Origin of the sequence: uncultured Pseudoalteromonas sp., assembly GCF_963922945.1 — a bacterium.
Taxonomy (GTDB): Bacteria; Pseudomonadota; Gammaproteobacteria; order Enterobacterales; family Alteromonadaceae; genus Pseudoalteromonas.
This window is the reverse complement of the sequence record NZ_CAWUKC010000083.1, coordinates 1-17,255: the sequence shown is the minus strand read 5'-3', so window position 1 is coordinate 17,255 and position 17,255 is coordinate 1. Positions and strand designations below refer to the sequence as shown.

At 39.8% G+C, this 17,255-nt stretch carries 14 protein-coding genes; all 14 read right to left on the bottom strand.

What is annotated here, in order from left to right:
- On the bottom strand, nt 1–2,865 hold a 2,865-nt coding region (locus AABI99_RS14920), incomplete at its 3' end, for a DUF6531 domain-containing protein (protein WP_338366856.1).
- Nucleotides 2,865–3,716, bottom strand: coding sequence for a hypothetical protein (locus tag AABI99_RS14915; protein ID WP_338366854.1), 852 nt, complete (start codon nt 3,714–3,716; stop codon nt 2,865–2,867). The genes AABI99_RS14915 and AABI99_RS14920, both read right to left, overlap by 1 nt.
- Nucleotides 3,713–4,738 carry a hypothetical protein gene (locus AABI99_RS14910; protein WP_338366852.1) on the bottom strand — a complete coding sequence of 342 codons (1,026 nt, stop codon included), beginning with the start codon at nt 4,736–4,738 and terminating at the stop codon, nt 3,713–3,715. The genes AABI99_RS14915 and AABI99_RS14910 overlap by 4 nt, the downstream gene beginning before the upstream one ends.
- Before the next feature lie 2 nt (nt 4,739–4,740).
- Entirely contained in the window at nt 4,741–5,031 is a 291-nt protein-coding gene (locus tag AABI99_RS14905) for a PAAR domain-containing protein (protein WP_055015739.1), read from the bottom strand.
- A gap of 37 nt (nt 5,032–5,068) precedes the next feature.
- Nucleotides 5,069–5,425 carry a hypothetical protein gene (locus AABI99_RS14900; RefSeq protein WP_338366848.1) on the bottom strand — a complete coding sequence of 119 codons (357 nt, stop codon included), beginning with the start codon at nt 5,423–5,425 and terminating at the stop codon, nt 5,069–5,071.
- 7 nt (nt 5,426–5,432) lie between these two features.
- Entirely contained in the window at nt 5,433–7,310 is a 1,878-nt protein-coding gene (tssI, locus tag AABI99_RS14895) for a type VI secretion system tip protein TssI/VgrG (protein ID WP_338366846.1), read from the bottom strand.
- A 74-nt stretch (nt 7,311–7,384) separates the two neighbouring features.
- Nucleotides 7,385–7,864, bottom strand: coding sequence for a type VI secretion system tube protein Hcp (locus AABI99_RS14890; protein ID WP_338366844.1), 480 nt, complete (start codon nt 7,862–7,864; stop codon nt 7,385–7,387).
- A 238-nt stretch (nt 7,865–8,102) separates the two neighbouring features.
- Nucleotides 8,103–10,706: a type VI secretion system ATPase TssH gene (tssH, locus tag AABI99_RS14885; protein ID WP_338366842.1), complete on the bottom strand. Its 2,604-nt coding sequence runs from the start codon at nt 10,704–10,706 to the stop codon at nt 8,103–8,105.
- Between the two features lie 22 nt (nt 10,707–10,728).
- On the bottom strand, nt 10,729–11,718 hold the full coding sequence (gene tssG / locus AABI99_RS14880) for a type VI secretion system baseplate subunit TssG (protein ID WP_338366840.1): 990 nt from the start codon (nt 11,716–11,718) through the stop codon (nt 10,729–10,731).
- On the bottom strand, nt 11,715–13,541 hold the full coding sequence (tssF, locus tag AABI99_RS14875; protein ID WP_338366838.1) for a type VI secretion system baseplate subunit TssF: 1,827 nt from the start codon (nt 13,539–13,541) through the stop codon (nt 11,715–11,717). Before tssF ends, tssG begins: the two co-directional genes overlap by 4 nt.
- Nucleotides 13,538–14,023 (bottom strand): type VI secretion system baseplate subunit TssE, encoded by a 486-nt coding sequence (gene tssE / locus AABI99_RS14870; RefSeq protein WP_338366836.1) that lies wholly within the window; start codon nt 14,021–14,023, stop codon nt 13,538–13,540. Before tssE ends, tssF begins: the two co-directional genes overlap by 4 nt.
- A 17-nt stretch (nt 14,024–14,040) precedes the next feature.
- Nucleotides 14,041–14,817 carry a type VI secretion system accessory protein TagJ gene (locus AABI99_RS14865; protein WP_338366835.1) on the bottom strand — a complete coding sequence of 259 codons (777 nt, stop codon included), beginning with the start codon at nt 14,815–14,817 and terminating at the stop codon, nt 14,041–14,043.
- A 2-nt stretch (nt 14,818–14,819) separates the two neighbouring features.
- The gene (gene tssC, locus AABI99_RS14860; protein WP_338366832.1) at nt 14,820–16,346 is read right to left on the bottom strand and encodes a type VI secretion system contractile sheath large subunit; all 1,527 of its coding nucleotides are present in this window, start codon (nt 16,344–16,346) and stop codon (nt 14,820–14,822) included.
- A 36-nt stretch (nt 16,347–16,382) separates the two neighbouring features.
- Nucleotides 16,383–17,255, bottom strand: an 873-nt coding sequence (gene tssC, locus AABI99_RS14855; protein WP_338366830.1) for a type VI secretion system contractile sheath large subunit, incomplete at its 5' end; no start/stop codon positions are given.

The window sequence follows — 17,255 nt, the reverse complement described above, 5'->3', positions numbered from 1 at the left end:
GCTTGCCAATGTTTGTTGTATTAACTGGCCGAGGCTGTTGTATTCAAAATTGATATTTTGGCTGCTTACGCCTTCGTTTTTACGGGCAATAAGCTGGTTGATGCTGTCGTAGTTGTACGTACAGGTATCAAATAATGTTTGCGCTGGGTGTGTAAGCTGTTGCTGCGTTAAACGGTTGAATACATCAAACTGTTGATTGAGGGTAATACTGTTACCAAACTGCTGGGTGTTAATATTACCTTGGCTGTCGTAGCCTAGTGTTACAAGCGGCTCAGCGAGCTCACCCTCTTTGCTATTGGCTTGCTGTAAGTGAATAGCACTTAGCTGGCCAAACTGGTTGTAGCTGTATTTAAGCGTGGTTGAGTCTGGCAGCGTAAGCGTTTGCCTTCTGCCGTATTCGTCGTAACTGTATTTTAATGTATGCGCTTGTTGCTGGTTATTAACTTGCTCGGCGCACAATAGCCTGCCGCCTTTATCAAAGCGTTGTTTAAGTGTTGATTGTGCATTATGCGCACGCGTAATTTTACCTTGCAGGTTATAACTGTAGTAATTGGCGTTATTAATTATATGTGAGTCGCTTGCAAGGCTTGCATGCTGCGCAGTTACGCGGCCAAGGCTGTCGCGCTCTATTTTTACATGGCGTTTGTTGCTTTGTGTTACTGAAGTTAAGCGGTTACAGGCGTCGTATTTATATTGCTGTAGTGTGCCATCAAATCCGGTTATTTGTGTAGGGTTTTCGTTCGCGTCGTAACTTATGCGGTATACATGGCCGTCGCTTCGCTCGATGGCTGTTAAGTTTCGCTCTTTGTCGTACGTTAAATGCAGGGCGCTGCCATCGGGCTGAATAACACAGTGCGGTTGGCTTAGCCCTTCAAAGTGTTGCTCTGTGGTGTCGCCTTTGCTGTTTTGCGAGCTAATTAATCGCCCTGCTTCGTCGTAGCTAAAGTATTGATGCTGTTTATTTTCAGGCTCGTTTTCATCAAAGGCTATGGTTTGTGTAAGCTGGCCGTGCTCATTGTATTTATATTGGGTGAGTAAGCCTGCGTTATTCAGTGTGGCATTTACGCGGCCTAGGCTGTCGTAGCTGTAACGTATTAGCTCATCGTTATGGTGTTTTGCTAACAGCTCGCCTTGTTCGTTCCAAATAAATTTGGTGATTTGACCATTTTTATTAATATGCTGGGTTAACTGGCCAAGCTTATCGTAGCTGTATAACGTGGTGCGACCATCACCAAAGGTTTCGCTTTGTAATAAGCCAGCCACACTGTATTTACGCGTAATGGTTTGGCCATCAGGTAAGATAGTTAATACACGTTGCCCAAGTTGGTTGTAAGCAAAATGGGTTTGGCTACCATCTGGCTGTGTTATAGATTCTAATTGGCCGAAAGGTGTGTAGCTATAGCGCGTTGTGCTGCTATCGGGCTTAATTTCACTGAGCTTTTGGCCTTGCGCATTGTATGTATATTGCCAAACGTTGCCGTTAGGGTCGGTATGTTTTACCAATTTACCTTGTGCGTTATGTACAAAGTGCTCTTTGTGGCCGCGAGAATCTATACAGGTTGTTTCACCAGCTGCTAAGTTATATTCAAACTGGTAGGTATAGGTATTGTTATCGCCCCACTGCTTTATACATTTAGCGCTGGGTGAGTAGCTATCCCACTCAAAATGATGGCTAAAGCCACTGGCTCGGGTACGCTTTGTTAATAAATTAGCGGCGTTATAGGCGTAGCGCTCAGTTTCGTTTTGCTGATTAGTAGCCTTAACAAGGTTTTTGTTTTCATCGTACTCGTAGCTTGCTAGTAATGGCGATAGCAATTGCTGTTTGTTGTTTTTATCGGTGCAGTACGCTGCTATTTTGCTTAATAAACCTTGCGTGTTGTAGCTAATTATACAGCCACGTACTTTGTTTACTTCTATGCGGTGTAGGCGCTCTTTTGCATCGTAATAAAACGCGATGCTTTGGCCTTTTTCGTTAATTATTTTTTCAAGCAGCCACGCGCTTTCGCCTGGTTTAAACGTAAGGTGTTGGTCATCTGGTGTTACAAGTACTTGCTTACCATTTGTTTGGTAATGTAGCGCAAGGTTACTACTTAACTGATAGCTTGATTGGCCAGGCTTTACTTTTTCAAATTTATGTTTAGCGCCGTGCTCATCTTGGTACTCTAACCAGTAAGTGCCTTTTTGCTTAGGGCCCACTTTTGGCGGTGGCAAGTAATGCTCTGTAAGGCTTGCCATAAAGTCATGGCGCCAACCATTACCCATTGTTGTGCACACATCAGCATGAGATGAGCGATACAAACGTCGCCACACTAATTGGCGGCTGCCTGCTAGAGTAAAGTCGATAAGCGGGAGAATTTCTTCGCCCGACAGCATTGATACCGGATCTGAGCGGCACTCTTGGTTTGTAATGGGCTCTTCGCTTGCGGTGTTATTACTTGCACCACCCGTGTTTTTAGCAGGTGCTTGCGATGCGCTTTTACCCGATACGGTTGAGCTTGATTTATTGCTCGACTTTTTACCCGCTGAGCCACTATTAGTATTATCGCTTACTTGAATAGCCGACTTTGCTTTTTGGTGGTAACACGTTACTACGCCACTTACTAAGGCCTGGGTAAGTACACTTGCTGTTTCGCGGGCAGAGGCACTGCGTGGGCAGTTAATGCCTGCACTATTTAGTAAATTAATTACATCAAGGCGTTTGGCTGCGTCACCTGTTAACGCTCCGCCAATTTGGGCTATTTGTTGTTTAGCTGTATCTGGAGTATTTGCCACAGTCAGCACATAACCTGACGGCGTTTGGCCTTTGCCAACAACCAGGCAAATGGGGTAACTCGTTCCTTGTAAAACAACCGTATTACTTTGCATTAGTTGTGTACTTCCTCACTTATCCATAAGTATGATGCTGCGGCCTGATATTTTGATTGTTCTTGAGAAATCACTAACGCGTGTTTAAAGTGATTTACAATAGCCGGGCTTGAGGTCAATTGATATAAATTGACAAGTCCTTCAAGCGCACCCATTTTACCTAGTTTGTAATTAGGTAATTCATAATGTGTATGCTCATTAATTAAACTGCTGAGCCTTTGTAAATTAGTCAGCCATACGTCACTTTGCTGATGTATGCCGTTGCCTGGAGCAAAAATAAGGTCTATGTAGTCTTTATTATGCTGTGCAATATTTGAAAATATACCACCTAGTTGGTCGTGCTTTATAAAATCGATTGAAGGGGCAAGCTCATGGCTTACTTGCATCCAGCCGCTTTTAACCGTTTCAATAGTCGCGAGTGCACCACCCACTCCTAAGTATACCCACTCATTGTTTTTATCGGCTTTATAGGTTGTGTCAATGGCTATAACATTTGCTTTAGCCCATTTTTTTTGCCCCGCCATTTGTACTAACGTATTAGCACCAACAGCACCATAAAATAATAAGTGCTCTACATGATCAGGGAACAACTGTTTAAAACTTTTTGCTAAAAGCTGCTTTAGCTCATCTTGGTACGCCAGTGCTGGCAATAACCATACAAGTGGCAAGTTTGAGTCTTCGACTTTTGCAAAAAGCTCTTTCGCTTTTACTATGCAGTCATAAATACAGGCATTCCATGATTGCCAATTAATACCGTTAGGTGGGTTTGGGGTATCTTCATGTAGCAGTGTATCTATGTCTTGCGACAAAGGCGTAAAAAAACAGCTTACGTTTACATTAAACGCCTTCATGCTTGCGCCTCTGCTTTTACATTTTCAGCCACAGATTTGTAGTAAGTATACAAATTGAATATTGCTTGGCTATAACAGTCCATTGCCGACATTTCTATTGCGTTTAACCTTTTATTAAGAGATTTGCCAGCTACAAGCCTCTGCAAGCAAAGCTCCTCCTCGTATTTAGGCCAGTTTTGCTGTAACTGCTGTTTAAAAGCCATTAGTGCTTGTTGTTCAGCATTAAACGCACTTAGTTGAATGTCATAGCTTACGAGTAAGTCGAGCTTATCACCAAGCATACGCCTTATTAAGGCAATAATGGCTGTTGGGTTTTCTACTTGGTTTAACGACATACACGCTAAAGGCACTAACTTTACATAGCCACTTTGTAATAGCACCTGCAACGTATCATCTACTGTTAAAACGTGGCTTGCGTAGTTACTTAACGCGTTTACCTGTTCCCAACTTAGAGATAATAAAAAAAGCGACATTAACGGTGAATTAACAAGCCCACTTTTATATAGCTCATCAAACACATGTTTTAGCACTTTTATATTGGCATTAGGGTTGAACGCGCTGATAAGCGAGACGGTTTCGGCTGTTGTTTCCTCTTGTTCAGTGCTATTAGCTAACGCAAAATAAAGAGTGTTTAAGTCAATTAATGCAATTAAATTAAAGCTGTGTTGTTGTAATAAAACTTTATGAATAACAGCCTTTGCTAAACCATGCAGAGACGGGCTGTTCAGCAAAGCGTTTATAAAAGCAAGGTTAATTGTTTGCGGTAAATTAGCCATCACTTCTATGCATGCCTGAGAAATTACATCAAGGCTTTGCTCGTCAGTTACTAACGCATTAAGTTGTGTTAAGTCGGGCTGGGTAAAACATTGAGGAGTATTGTTTTTTTTAGCGGTTAACCAGGTTATTTCTAACAGCTTTTTTTTGAGCGTTTTTACATAACCTACAGAGGTAAACGGGCAGCACTGTGCATTACTTATATTGAGTAATTGTGCTTGATGATTACTTAAGTAGGTAGACAGCAAAATTAGCCACCTATTAATACAGTAGGGTTGCCAACAACAATTTTTCCGCCGTGGGAGCTATCATCACCCATTCGAGCTGCGGGTTTACCGTTAATTTTTACGCTACCAGATCCTGACTTTATGCTGTCGGGTGGGCCAACACATACTAACATATCGCCTTTACGTGCCGCGGGCATTCCACCTATTAATACATTAGCAGAGCCAACCACAACAGGGCCGCCAACATGTGGGACTGTACCTGTTGTTTTAGGGCATACATGCATATGACCAATTGTAGCTGCGGGCTTACCCATAAAGACTCCTTGTCTTATTTACTTTTTAACAATAAACCTAATCAAATAAAGGAATAATTAATAACTTACTTTGAGCAACTAAACCCGATAACGTATCAATTAATTCCGCTTTATTATAATCAGAAATAGATACAGGGCTTTGTAGAGCATATTGATACAAAGCGGCTATAATGTCTTCACTGTTTAATGCACTATGTAAATTACTAAAAAACTGATTTGCGTAATAACCATTCATCGCTTTTAAATGCGTTAATGCAGGATTTAGCAACGGATCATCAGGTCTATTTAAAGGCAAGCAAATTAAATAAGGCAATCCATAACGGCAATATACAACGTAACCATTATTATTAATGCCGTTTCTAAACCCTGTGTAAAAACTATTTATTATTTCCATAATTGCACTAATTTAATTTAATCATACCGGCAGATAAAGTAATGGCACTACCATCAACTTTAACATTACTGCCTTTAATATCTATATTAGTGCCTTCTATAGTTATATTACCGCTGCTGCTCATTTTAATTTGTGCAGAGCCAGTTTTAATTACTATTTCGTCTCCCGCTTCAATGTTAAGTGTTTTACCCACTTTTAATGTGTCGTTTTCACCAATATCATCACTGCGGTTTTTTGCTACTTTAAGCGTTTCATTATTGCCAATATCAACTTTTCGATCGTTACCAATTTCAATATTATGGTCGTGATCTGTTTTGTCGTTCTGGTCATTTTTTACGTAAAGCTGTTTGTCTTTTTCTGCTTGAATATAAACCAGCTCACTGCCTTTTTTATCTTCAAACCTTAGCTCGTTAAAGTTATCGGCTCCGCCTTCTTTTGTAGAGCGTGTTTTAATACCACTTTGTGTTTTTTCGCCAGGTAATGCGTACGGAGGCATTAAGTCTGCGTTGTAAACAGCGCCACTTATAATAGGTTGATCTGGGTCGCCATTTATAAAGTCTACAAGTACTTCTTGGCCTACACGTGGGAAGAAAAACGCCCCCCACTTTTTACCCGCCCAGTTTTGCGCTACACGGATCCAGCAAGAGCTTTTTGAATCCTTTTTACCTTCTCGATCCCAATCAAACTGCACTTTTACGCGACCATATTGATCAATCATTATTTCATCAGCGCTATCGCCGGTTACAATTGCCGTTTGAACCCCATTTATTACAGGTTTTTTCTTATTTATTTGTGCTCTGTAAGGGATTTCTTTGGGTACGCATTCAAAATGGTTTGAGTACACTTCTTCAGCACTTGATTGTAATGCACCCGATTGATTAGGTATTGTTATTGACGTCATCATTGAGGTAATCACAAAGCTTTTACCCTCAAGGCGTGGGTCTTCGTGCTTTTTAAAGCTAAATAATTTGCCAACAGTGAATGAGCGACAGTCACTGCGACCACTAGAGAGCTTCATGTCTCGCTGTAATGACTCAAGCTGAACAGATGCTAAGTTTGCCGCACGTGGGTGGCACTCTTGCTCGCCCGTGTATTCAAAAATTTCTGATACCGATTGAGTCGGGAGCTCTGGATTTGCTTGCTCACCATCAGGGTATCTTGATGGCTGTTTAAAATCGTAACCAACGCGTTTAAAGCTGCCAGGTGCAATGCTTAAACCGCCCTGCCAACGTGATACGTGTGATTCGCTTAAATGGCCTGTTGAATAAACAACTTTCGCTTCGTCACATACCTCGTATGCAGTTATATCATCTGCAAGTACCAGTGTGTGGTTGCTATTGGTGTGCTCAAAAAAGTAAAAAATACCTTCTTGTTGAAAAAGTCGTTGGATAAAGTCAAAGTCTGACTCTTGGTACTGAACACAGTATTCGTATTTAGGGTATGTCTTGCTGGTTTTATCGCTAAAGGCAACATTGTGTTGGCCAAATAGGTCAGCAAATATTTCTTTAATTGTTTTCTTTTGGAATATTCGGCTGTTTTTACGATTGCGCATAGATGCTGCAAACGGGACGATAGTTGCTTGGTAATCTATATAGTTTTTTTGTTCTTCTACATCTGCTGTGCGGCTACCATTTGATACTAAGTGGCTTACTATTCCGTGATAGTAACGCTCGCCACCGCCTTGTGCATTTTTTACTTTAATAGATACCGGTTTTCCAACCAAGTCTTCGTGTGCTATTTGTTTACCAATCGTGTACATATTGGCAGACATAACGAATAAATCTGACATTGCCTCTTGGGCAACAAAACGAGTTAAATAGAGGGCATCTTTACCAGCAGGGGTGCTAATTTGAATTACGTTGTTATCTTGTGTTGCTTGTTGCATTCCTTGCCTTTCCCATCCTAAAGATCAAAAAAAGCTCTGAGCAAAAGCTCAGAGCCATTATAAGGTAACAAAAATTACATTTGTTGACCTTTAACACCGCTGTAACCGTATACAAGTGGAGCAGTAATGTTATTTTTGTCGTCTGTTGGAGTAACAGTCATCATCATTTCTGTGTAGCTGATAGTGATTGTTTCGATAGGACGATCGTTTTGTACTGAAACAGAGTAGCTAGAAATCATCGCATCTGTAAGTTCGATTTTCATGATTTCTTCAACTTTATCACCTTGTTTAGTGATATGGAAAACAGCTGGAAGGCCTTTACCGATAGTTGCTTCTTTGAAAAGATCCGGAGATGCTTTATCTTGAAGTTTAGTGATGGTTACATCGCCAAGACGAGTAGAGCTAGACTCACGGTCCATTGCTGTACCAGTTGCTGCGCTAATTTCACGGCTTACGTTCCAATCTAAAGATAATACTGTGATTAAATCTTTGAAAGATTCAGCTGTGGTTTCGCCTTTGATTGAACCGTATTTTAAATATGTATTTGATTGCATTTGATAATGCTCCTTTTAATTAAACAATGTTATCCATTTAGACTGGATTATTTACTTTGGTTTCCCAAAAATTCCTTTGAAATCATTATCTTTAATACAGCAATGAAAAGGCCCTCAGATTCCTTTCCTTAGATGAAGACAATGTCTCAAAAATTCCATGTAGTGATTTAAGGCACCAAAATTATAATACCCTAAAAATAAAGAAACAACCTTAATACCAAGTTAATTTAAATAAACTTTAATTTAACTCAATATTAAATTCATTATCTATAACTGACAGAAATATACTATTTATTTCTTTATCATCTATCATGCTAGAAAGTAAAACTTCCGAAAGTAAAGGTAATAGTTTATTTTGCAAAATGGTGTGAATGTTCCTAGCACCGGACCCAGCATTTTGGCAATTATCAACAATATATTCTATTACGTCATTTTCATATTTAAGCTCAGCATTGTAATGCTTTTTAACGCGTTTAATTATTTTAGCGATTTGTAGTGATGCAATTTCTGTAAGAATATCGTCACTTAGTGGAATATAAGGTATTACATTAATACGACCTAAAAAAGCTGGTTTAAATGAGGCGAGTAAATCATCTTGTAATGCTTTTAATAAACCTTTGATACTCGGCTTACTTTCTTCGTCTTCAAATAAGCTCATGGTGGTATCAGTACCCACATTAGAGGTCATGATAATAATTGTATTTTTGAAGTCGATATCGCGGCCTTCACCGTCTTTAATTGTACCTTTATCAAATACTTGATAGAAAATATCTTGTACACCAGGGTGTGCTTTTTCCATTTCATCGAGCAATACTACGCTGTATGGTTTTCTTCTTACGGCTTCGGTTAATATGCCACCTTCGCCATAACCTACATACCCTGGAGGTGAACCAAGCAGTAGCGACACTTTATGCTCTTCTTTAAACTCAGACATATTAATAATGGTGACATTTTCTTCACTGCCATACACTTCGTGTGCCAAGGATAGTGCAGTCTCGGTTTTACCTACACCACTTGGACCTGCCAACATAAAAATACCGTTAGGTCGGCTTTCATCTGCTAATTGTGCGCGAGATGTTTGCACGACTTTAGCAATTAAATCTAAAGCGTGATCTTGCCCCACTACGCGTTTTTTCATTTCTTGCGCGAGGTTTAAAATGCCATGTATTTCATCTTCGTGCATTTTACCTACAGGTATGCCAGTCCAATCTGATATAACCTGTGCAATAAGCTCTTCATCAACTTGCCAATGAACCATATTATGTTCAAAAGCAGTTAACTTTTCTTTGCTCTGCTTTAGGCTGGCTAAAATTTCATCTGATGAATTATCTTGATCTGAATTAATAGACTCGAGTGCCTGATTAAGCTCAGCGACAATTTCTTTTTCTACTTTAAACTGCTCAGTTAATGGTGCTAATTGCTCTTCAATGGTTACAAGTTCAGTTTTAAGTGTATCTAGTTGCACAGAGTGATCTAAACCTGTTTTTTGTTCACGGTGTAGCATTTGCACTTGTGTTTCTATTTCGCTTAAGCGATTTACAAGTTGCTCTATAGTGTTTGGTGTAGATGCTTGGCTCATTGCCACCCGTGCGCAAGCAGTATCTAATAATGCTACGGCTTTATCGGGTAGCTGCCTTGCCGTAATATAGCGATGCGATAAATGCACAGCACTTTCGAGTGCTTGCTCAGAAATAAATACTTTATGGTGTTTTTCCATCACTGGCACTAAACCGCGTAACATTGCCACGGCTTTTTCTGGCGTTGGTTCTTCAACTTTTACCACTTGGAAGCGACGTGTTAGCGCAGCATCTTTTTCAAAAAACTTTTTATATTCAGCCCACGTTGTAGCGGCAATAGTTCTAAGCTCACCACGAGCAAGTGCAGGTTTTAATAAATTAGCGGCATCGTTTTGGCCTGCGGCTCCGCCACTACCAATCATGGTATGTGCTTCATCAATAAATAAAATAACAGGGTTAACTGCATTTTTTACTTCGTTGATTAATGATTTGAGACGATTTTCAAACTCGCCTTTCATGCCTGCGCCAGCTTGCAATAGTGCTAAATCTAAGCTGTGAATTTTCACATTCTGCAGCACAGCCGGTACATCTTTTTGTGCGATTCTTAAAGCTAAGCCTTCAACTACAGCTGTTTTACCTACACCCGCTTCACCGGTTAAAATTGGGTTGTTTTGACGACGCCTAGTTAAAATATCGACCATTTGGCGAATTTCGAAGTCGCGGCCCAAAATAGGATCTATTTTTCCGGCTTTTGCTTGTGCCGTTAAATCAACAGTAAACTGATCAAGGCTCGGGGTTTTAGAATTACTAGCCGATTGACTCGCCGCACTTTGTACTGAATGATTACGTTCTTGCGATTGGGCGACTATTTCTGGCCATGCATGAAGTAGCTGCCCAGGCTCTATTTTATTAAATAACTTACTACAGCGTGTTACCAAGCTCGACAAAGTATCGTCTTTTACAAGCGTATAAATAACGTAGGCACTACGAATTTGGTTATCAGTAAACTCTATACTGGTACTTAACCAAGATTGCTTTAATAGACTCGTAACATGCACAGATAAACTAGGTGATGACTCGCTACCAGTTTTAAACGCTTCTAAAGATTGATTTAAGTCTTGTTTTACTTTTTCTATATCAATGTCAAAAGCGCCAAAAATAAGCCTAACGTCATCTAGTTGCTGCTCAATCATGGCAAGCAGCCAATGTTCAAGCTCTACTGTAAAGTGGCTTCTGCTATTACAAATTGCAACAGCCGCCTCTAGGCTTTTTCTGCAATCAGGGCTTAGTTTTTCAACTAGTTTATTGAGTGTCATCGAAGACATACCGTGTTCCTTTTAAATTTAATTATCCCTTAAACGATAACTTAGTAGGGTTAGATTTTGATTTGTTATTTTGTACCGCTAAAAAAGAATTTGCGCCTAATTGGCAATCATTCTTAGCCAGCTGAGCGGCGCCTAAATGCTGAAAATCAGTTTCAATAACTAAGCGAAACTGAATTGAGTTTCCAACGTAGTCTTTAGTAATTTTATTTGCGAGCTCAAATAAAGTGCCTTTTGGTAATAGCAGTTTTGCTTTATTTGGATCATTTGATTTTATATGCACTTCAATATTGGACGAGACATCCCAAACCTTTTTACCTAGCATGGTATCTATACCTAATTGAGCATGCTGACCTTCAAATAACGCTTGACTAGCAAGACGGGTTTGCTCTTGCTCTTTGAGCTCGTGCCATTGACCAACCATTTGTTTTATTTTTACTTCGCAGCCAAGGTATGAACTGAGCACACTTTGTAAGTCAAATGCATTACGAATTTTTCGACTGTACAAACCTGAAAAGTGCAACTGATGTTCATTATAGCCACCACTTAATAGCCCCAATATTTTGGTATATGGATCTTTATTTTTATCATCGTTTACATGATTTAATGAAGGCTTATATTTTTTCCAAGCTCGGTAATACAAAGAGATCAGGCGATGATTAAACATATCGTAGAAATCGCGCATGGTTGTGTCTTTATAGCGAAGCCTTTGCATCACCAGTTCACTATAAAATTGCGGTAATGCGCCAGAGCAGCCAGTTAACCCCATAAATGAAACCTGCATATTCACCTTGTGCAAGCCATCTTCAAAGCCAGTTTCTTCTAGCTTGGTAATTGCATTTCCTGGGTAGCCAAACTTTTGTGTTGCCGTAAATTTTATTAGCTCTTGTTTCGGGTTGCTGTCGTAACCTACATGGCGATAATCTAAGCCACGCTTTTTAAGTTGGTTTTCAATAATGAAAACCGCTTTATAAAAATCGACTTGAGAAGCTTGGGCAATTAATTGCTTAATCATAGTAATGGTTTATCACCTACGCGTGCAGGCCACTGATAATATATTTGCTCTTGCTCTTTTAAACGCAAACTTAAACGTGTGTAACTATTTATGGCGGCAAACTGAGCAAAGAAATGATCCAATACTGCGGCAAAAAAGAACATACCACTGCCCGAAAAGTCATCGTTAGCAAAAGTAATTTCTATTTCGCTGCCAGTCACAAAACTTACCCTACCTTTTTGAATAACACGTGCAGTTGCAGGCTCAATACTTACCCTATATATATTATCTATTAGACCCTTGGTTTGAGGCGATGCTCTAAAATCATAAAGGCGGAGTACTTCTTTTAATTTATTGCACGCATCTTCACCGCTAAATGTATCGAGTGTTAAATGGTTAACAAGTTGCCAACGCGTTGCATCGGCTAATACGGGTCTAACAGCATGGGTAAATGGCGCTAAACAACGAATTTTTTTAATTACATCGCCGCGCTCTGGCATCAGTAATCCGAGCTCTTCGTCGCCAAATGGCATACTTGCGGGTAAGTTACGGTTGCTACAATGCGCGCGCACAGTAAGTACCGAGTTACCTTCACCATATTCCATTGCGCTGTTTTCAAACTTTGCATCTACCAACGACATGAATGTCTCGGTGCCTGACTCAACATAGCCGCCTGCCCACGACGCGGTTTCTCTTCTTATATGCCAAAATAAATCTTCGTGGCCTTGATAGTTTGGGTGAGTTTGTCCGTAAAATGGCGCAACAACTTGTTTATTACCTTTGTGATCAAAGGCAATAACCTCTGAGATACCTACTACCTCAGAAATTTCTGAGTCCATATAACGCGGTGCAAGTTGATACTCGTATTGACTTATCTCAGGTCGAATTGGCTCAAGCTCTTGTTCAAATAAATTAATTATTGGCGTGCATCCGAGCAAAAACATATCCTCATCAACCTGTTTTTCAAGCTCACTTGATTCGGTATCAAGGTATATATAAATATTACATTTGTTGGAGTTTTTAGGTAATGCGCCGCGTATGCCTTCGAGTTCAAAAAAACGAAACTTCTCAGGAAAAGTGAAGTTTTCAACCAATAAACGATAACCAGCAGCAGAGCGCTGAGAGTAAGGAACAACCGCTTCGTGAGTTTCAAACCCAACTGCTTTTAATTGCTTTTTTGATAAGTATTTAATGCCTTCTTCGTCATTATCTATGGCTATACCAATACTATGTTTAAATAACAGCTCGTACACTTTAAGTGTATGATGCCACTGCCCGTTTATATATACACGAAGCTTTTCTAAACCGGTTTCTGCAAGCGATACACCTTTATATTCACCAGTTAGTTCTAACTTAAATATAGACTTTGCCTTTTCGTGCCAACGCGGCTTTGGCGCAACAAAGGGGCTGTTATCAAACTGTGCTTTCGTAATTTCAATGGGCCAAAGGTAGGTTTCATAACAGGTTTGAAACTTACATTGCTTCATAGAATCAACGTTAGTTTCAACTTCACTTGCTCTTGGGATGACAACTCCCGCAGTTGAAAGGTTTTCGGCTTCTAATTTTACTATCGACATAGAAGGGATTGGGGCCTGATAATCAGGGAGCATTTGCCCTAATAAAGCATCGGTTAGTTCAGGGAAACTGTCATCAAGCTTTTGTCTTATATTGGCAGTTAAAAATGCAAACGATTCAATAAGCCGTGATACATGAGGGTCTTCAACATGGTCTTCACTAAGCTTTAAACGCCCAGCTACTTTTGGGTATTTCTCAGCAAAGTCTTTACCTAAGTGACGCACAAATGCTAATTCACGATTGTAATATTTTAATAATTCATCGTTCATAATGATGCCTCTATAATCTTCATACCTAAATTTACAGGCTCTACCTCAGAATCAAAGCTTATAAATTCTGGCTCAGGATCAGCGTATAAAAGCGCATTAATACGCAAGTTTAAAACGCGATTAACCGGTACTTCATCATCAGTAAATACTTCAACTTCTAAAAATCGTGGTTCAAATTTTAAAATAGTATTCCTAACTGTCTCGCATAGTAATGCTCGACCTTCGTGAGAGCTGACCGACATACTTGAAAAATCAGGTAAACCGTACGATAAACATGACGTAGCAAGCTCACTATATTGAGTAGGCCATGTATGCCATTGAATACGGGCGTTAAGCAGTGCTTCTATGTCTCTGCGCACATTTTTACGTAGCTCACTGATTGTGATCCCTTCGGTACGCGATGGTGCATCTTGAAAGTCAGGCTCATCATCAATGAGCCTATCTAGAATAGATGCTTGAAGCTGCTGCTTATGTTCTATCATTATTGCTCAAATATAAATTATGCTGCTTCTACAGCATTAATTTTTAAATTAGGAATTGTAATAGCCTCATCATTCACAAACAGCATTTTCATGCCTTTACCAATAGTGAATTCATCTTTGAGTTCAACCCAATCCGAAACCTGACCTAATTTTTCGAGATCCGATTCAGCATTGGCATAAACAAGGGGTAAGTGTGCTGTGCCTGAAGGACCTTCTTTAATTGTTATTTCCACGCGTAGCCAAATGCTTTCTAATACTGAGCTTACAGGCTCTACCTTTAACGACTCAATTTCATCAAAATTTGCCAAGTAAAATTCACCATTTGTGCCTAGAACTTCTAAATAAGGGTTTAATGTATCGTCCAAGTCGCGTGCCACAGACTCTGCATCATTTAACGAACTTACTCTTAACGCTTCCATTTGTGCAGAAAGCTCAGCTGCTTCATCTATCTCGCCCTCTAGCAATGCCACATGCATTTTTAAAAACAATGTGTCTATCTCATCAGCATCGTGAAATAATTTAGGGATCCCTTTACCTTGGTAAAAGTCTATTCGCGATTGCTGAGCACGAATTAAATGCCTTAGATTGACCGCACCTACAGCAAACTCAGGATTTTTTTGTACCATAAAATCGAGCTGTTTATCTGCTTTTTCAAGATCACCATTTATGCACAGTAACTCTGAATAGACGCTTCTTATATCAAAATTTAAAGGCTCATCTTGAAGCTCTGTAGCACACAGAGAGAGTGCTTCAGTTAGTTTTCCCTCGCGAATTAAGCTGTGTATTTTCTTCATGGTTATTCCTTTATTTTGTGATGAGGACTGAGCTCTGTTATTAATTTAATGCTCGAGACCATTTGATCTAATTGAAAATGGGGTTGTAGTTGCAAAACAGAAAAAAAATGACCTGGGTTTGCTTTGTTTTCACTTACTTTAATGCGCGCGTTACTCAGTGGATACTTACTTCTGATTTGCTCAGATGCTGAGTCTGATGCGGTTGTATAATTGTTGATCCACGCCTGTAAATCACGCTCACACGCATGCGCATTTATGTATGAACCAACTCTATCGCGGGCAAGTATTTTTAAATAATGTGCAAAACGAGATACGCATAAAATGTACTGCAACATAGATGAAAGGCGTGCATTTATATTAGCTGCACTGGATTCGTAATTTTTTGCTTTTTGTACCGATGCGTTACTATAAAAAACAATATGCTCAGTATTAGTCACTGAGGAAGTGGGAATAAATCCAAGTTCAGAAAACTGTTTTTCAAATTTACTTGTTACTAATAAATCCAATGGCGGTTTAGCTTCTTTTTGGTAGGTATCGTTTGCAAAGCTATCTTTTGCAAGCCCTGTGACCAGCCCTTTTGACACTTTACCAGGCTCTATTCCTCTAATGTGCCCAAACCACCCGCTATCACAGTAAGCCCTAATTATTGTTGATACAAACTGAAACGCAGCATTACCCCATAACATATCTGTTTCAGGGTTTTTTATTTGTTCTTTAAAATAAAAGTCTTGATGGCGTTTACCATCGTTACTGTAGGGCGCTCTGACTAAAACGTGCGGTAACGTTAAACCAACAAAGCGTGCCTCTTCCATTGCTCTAAAGCTTTGCCATTTTACATATTCAGGTTGCTCAAATTGATTAAATAGATCGGCGTAATACCCAAGGTCCGAAAAGTTATCTGCACCAAAAAGGTTTGGAGACGCTGAACATATAAATGGTGAGAATGCTGCAGCTGCAGTGCGCGAGATTTCTTTAATAGTATCAATATCGTTATAAATAGTGCCATTAAATGACATGTTACTAATTTCGTAATCGCCAATTACTGCACCAAAAGGCTCGCCACCGGCACTATCAAATTCGCTTTGATAAAGTAACTGGAAAAAGTAACTTTGGTCGAAATCTATCGCTTTATTTACATCTTTAGACAGGGTTGCCCAATCACAGTTTAATACTTTTATTTTTACTTTATTTTCTTTGTCGTATTGCTCTGTTTGGAGGGTTAACCACCATAAGTTACGCCAGCTTGCTTCTAATTTTTGAAAGCGGGTATGGTGAATAATGATATTTAATTGCTGAGAAATTAACTGATCAAGTTCAACAATAATTCGTTGTAAATAGGGACCAAGTGATTCTTTTGTCCAAGAGATAGGAGAATCAGAAGAGCCTTCAAGCCACAATAACAGCGCCTTGTCTAAGTTTTTTTCGTTCAAAAACCTATCAAGCAAAGCATCATTATCGCTAATTCTAGACTGCGACTTTTGGTGAAAAGCGTAGTCTTGATTTATAAATGAAAACTCTTCGTGATTCATTTTACTGCATTATCCTTAACGCTAAAGACTAGTTAATTAACCAATCTCTGGAATTTTAGCTACAAGACGTAATGAAGAAGTAAGTTCTTCCATTTGTAGCCAAGGTCGTAACCATGCCACTGCGTTATAAGCGCCTGGCTGACCTGGTATTTCTTTAACTGATACTTTCGCATCGGCTAATGGGTAACGTGCCCTGATATCTTGACCACCGCCCTCTGTCGCATTTACATACGATAGAATCCAACGGTTTAACCATGACTCAACATCTTCTGCTTCCATAAAGCTACCAATTTTATCTCGCGCCATCACTTTTAAGTAATGGGCAAAACGAGAGGTAGCCATTAAGTAAGGTAAGCGGGCTGAAATGGCAGCATTAGCTGTTGCATCTGGCGTTGAATATACTTGTGGTTTTTGACAGCTTTGGCCACCAAAGAAAACGGCATAATCAGTATTTTTGTAGTGACATAAAGGTAAGAAACCAAGTTTACTAAGCTCAGCTTCACGGCGGTCTGTTATGCCGATTTCCGTTGGGCATTTAAGATCCGGATCACCATCATCGCTTGTGAAAATATGCGTTGGTAGGCCTTCAACTTTACCACCGCCTTCTGCACCACGGATCGCAGTACAAAAGCCGTATTGTGAAAACGCTTTGGTCATATTAGTAGCCATTGCGTATGCTGCATTACTCCAGCAGTAGTCGCTATTATCAGTGCTTACTGAGCGACCTGCTTTTGGCTCAACTTCAAACTCTTCAAAGTTAAATTCTTCGACAGGTTTAGAAGCTGCACCATACGGTAAACGAGATAAGAAGCGAGGCATAGTCAGCGATACAAAACGTGAATCATCGCTGTCTCTGAACGAGCGCCATTTTGTGTACTCTAGTGACTCAAACACTTTTTCTAAATCACG

What these genes read in the sequence shown, in the direction of transcription:
- tssF (WP_338366838.1), bottom strand. Translation starts at nt 13,541, where the DNA reads ATGAACGATGAATTATTAAAATATTACAATCGTGAATTAGCATTTGTG.
- AABI99_RS14900 (WP_338366848.1), bottom strand. Translation starts at nt 5,425, where the DNA reads ATGGAAATAATAAATAGTTTTTACACAGGGTTTAGAAACGGCATTAAT.
- AABI99_RS14905 (WP_055015739.1), bottom strand. Translation starts at nt 5,031, where the DNA reads ATGGGTAAGCCCGCAGCTACAATTGGTCATATGCATGTATGCCCTAAA.
- tssE (WP_338366836.1), bottom strand. Translation starts at nt 14,023, where the DNA reads ATGATAGAACATAAGCAGCAGCTTCAAGCATCTATTCTAGATAGGCTC.
- AABI99_RS14890 (WP_338366844.1), bottom strand. Translation starts at nt 7,864, where the DNA reads ATGCAATCAAATACATATTTAAAATACGGTTCAATCAAAGGCGAAACC.
- tssI (WP_338366846.1), bottom strand. Translation starts at nt 7,310, where the DNA reads ATGCAACAAGCAACACAAGATAACAACGTAATTCAAATTAGCACCCCT.
- tssC (WP_338366832.1), bottom strand. Translation starts at nt 16,346, where the DNA reads ATGAATCACGAAGAGTTTTCATTTATAAATCAAGACTACGCTTTTCAC.
- tssH (WP_338366842.1), bottom strand. Translation starts at nt 10,706, where the DNA reads ATGTCTTCGATGACACTCAATAAACTAGTTGAAAAACTAAGCCCTGAT.
- AABI99_RS14915 (WP_338366854.1), bottom strand. Translation starts at nt 3,716, where the DNA reads ATGAAGGCGTTTAATGTAAACGTAAGCTGTTTTTTTACGCCTTTGTCG.
- AABI99_RS14865 (WP_338366835.1), bottom strand. Translation starts at nt 14,817, where the DNA reads ATGAAGAAAATACACAGCTTAATTCGCGAGGGAAAACTAACTGAAGCA.
- tssG (WP_338366840.1), bottom strand. Translation starts at nt 11,718, where the DNA reads ATGATTAAGCAATTAATTGCCCAAGCTTCTCAAGTCGATTTTTATAAA.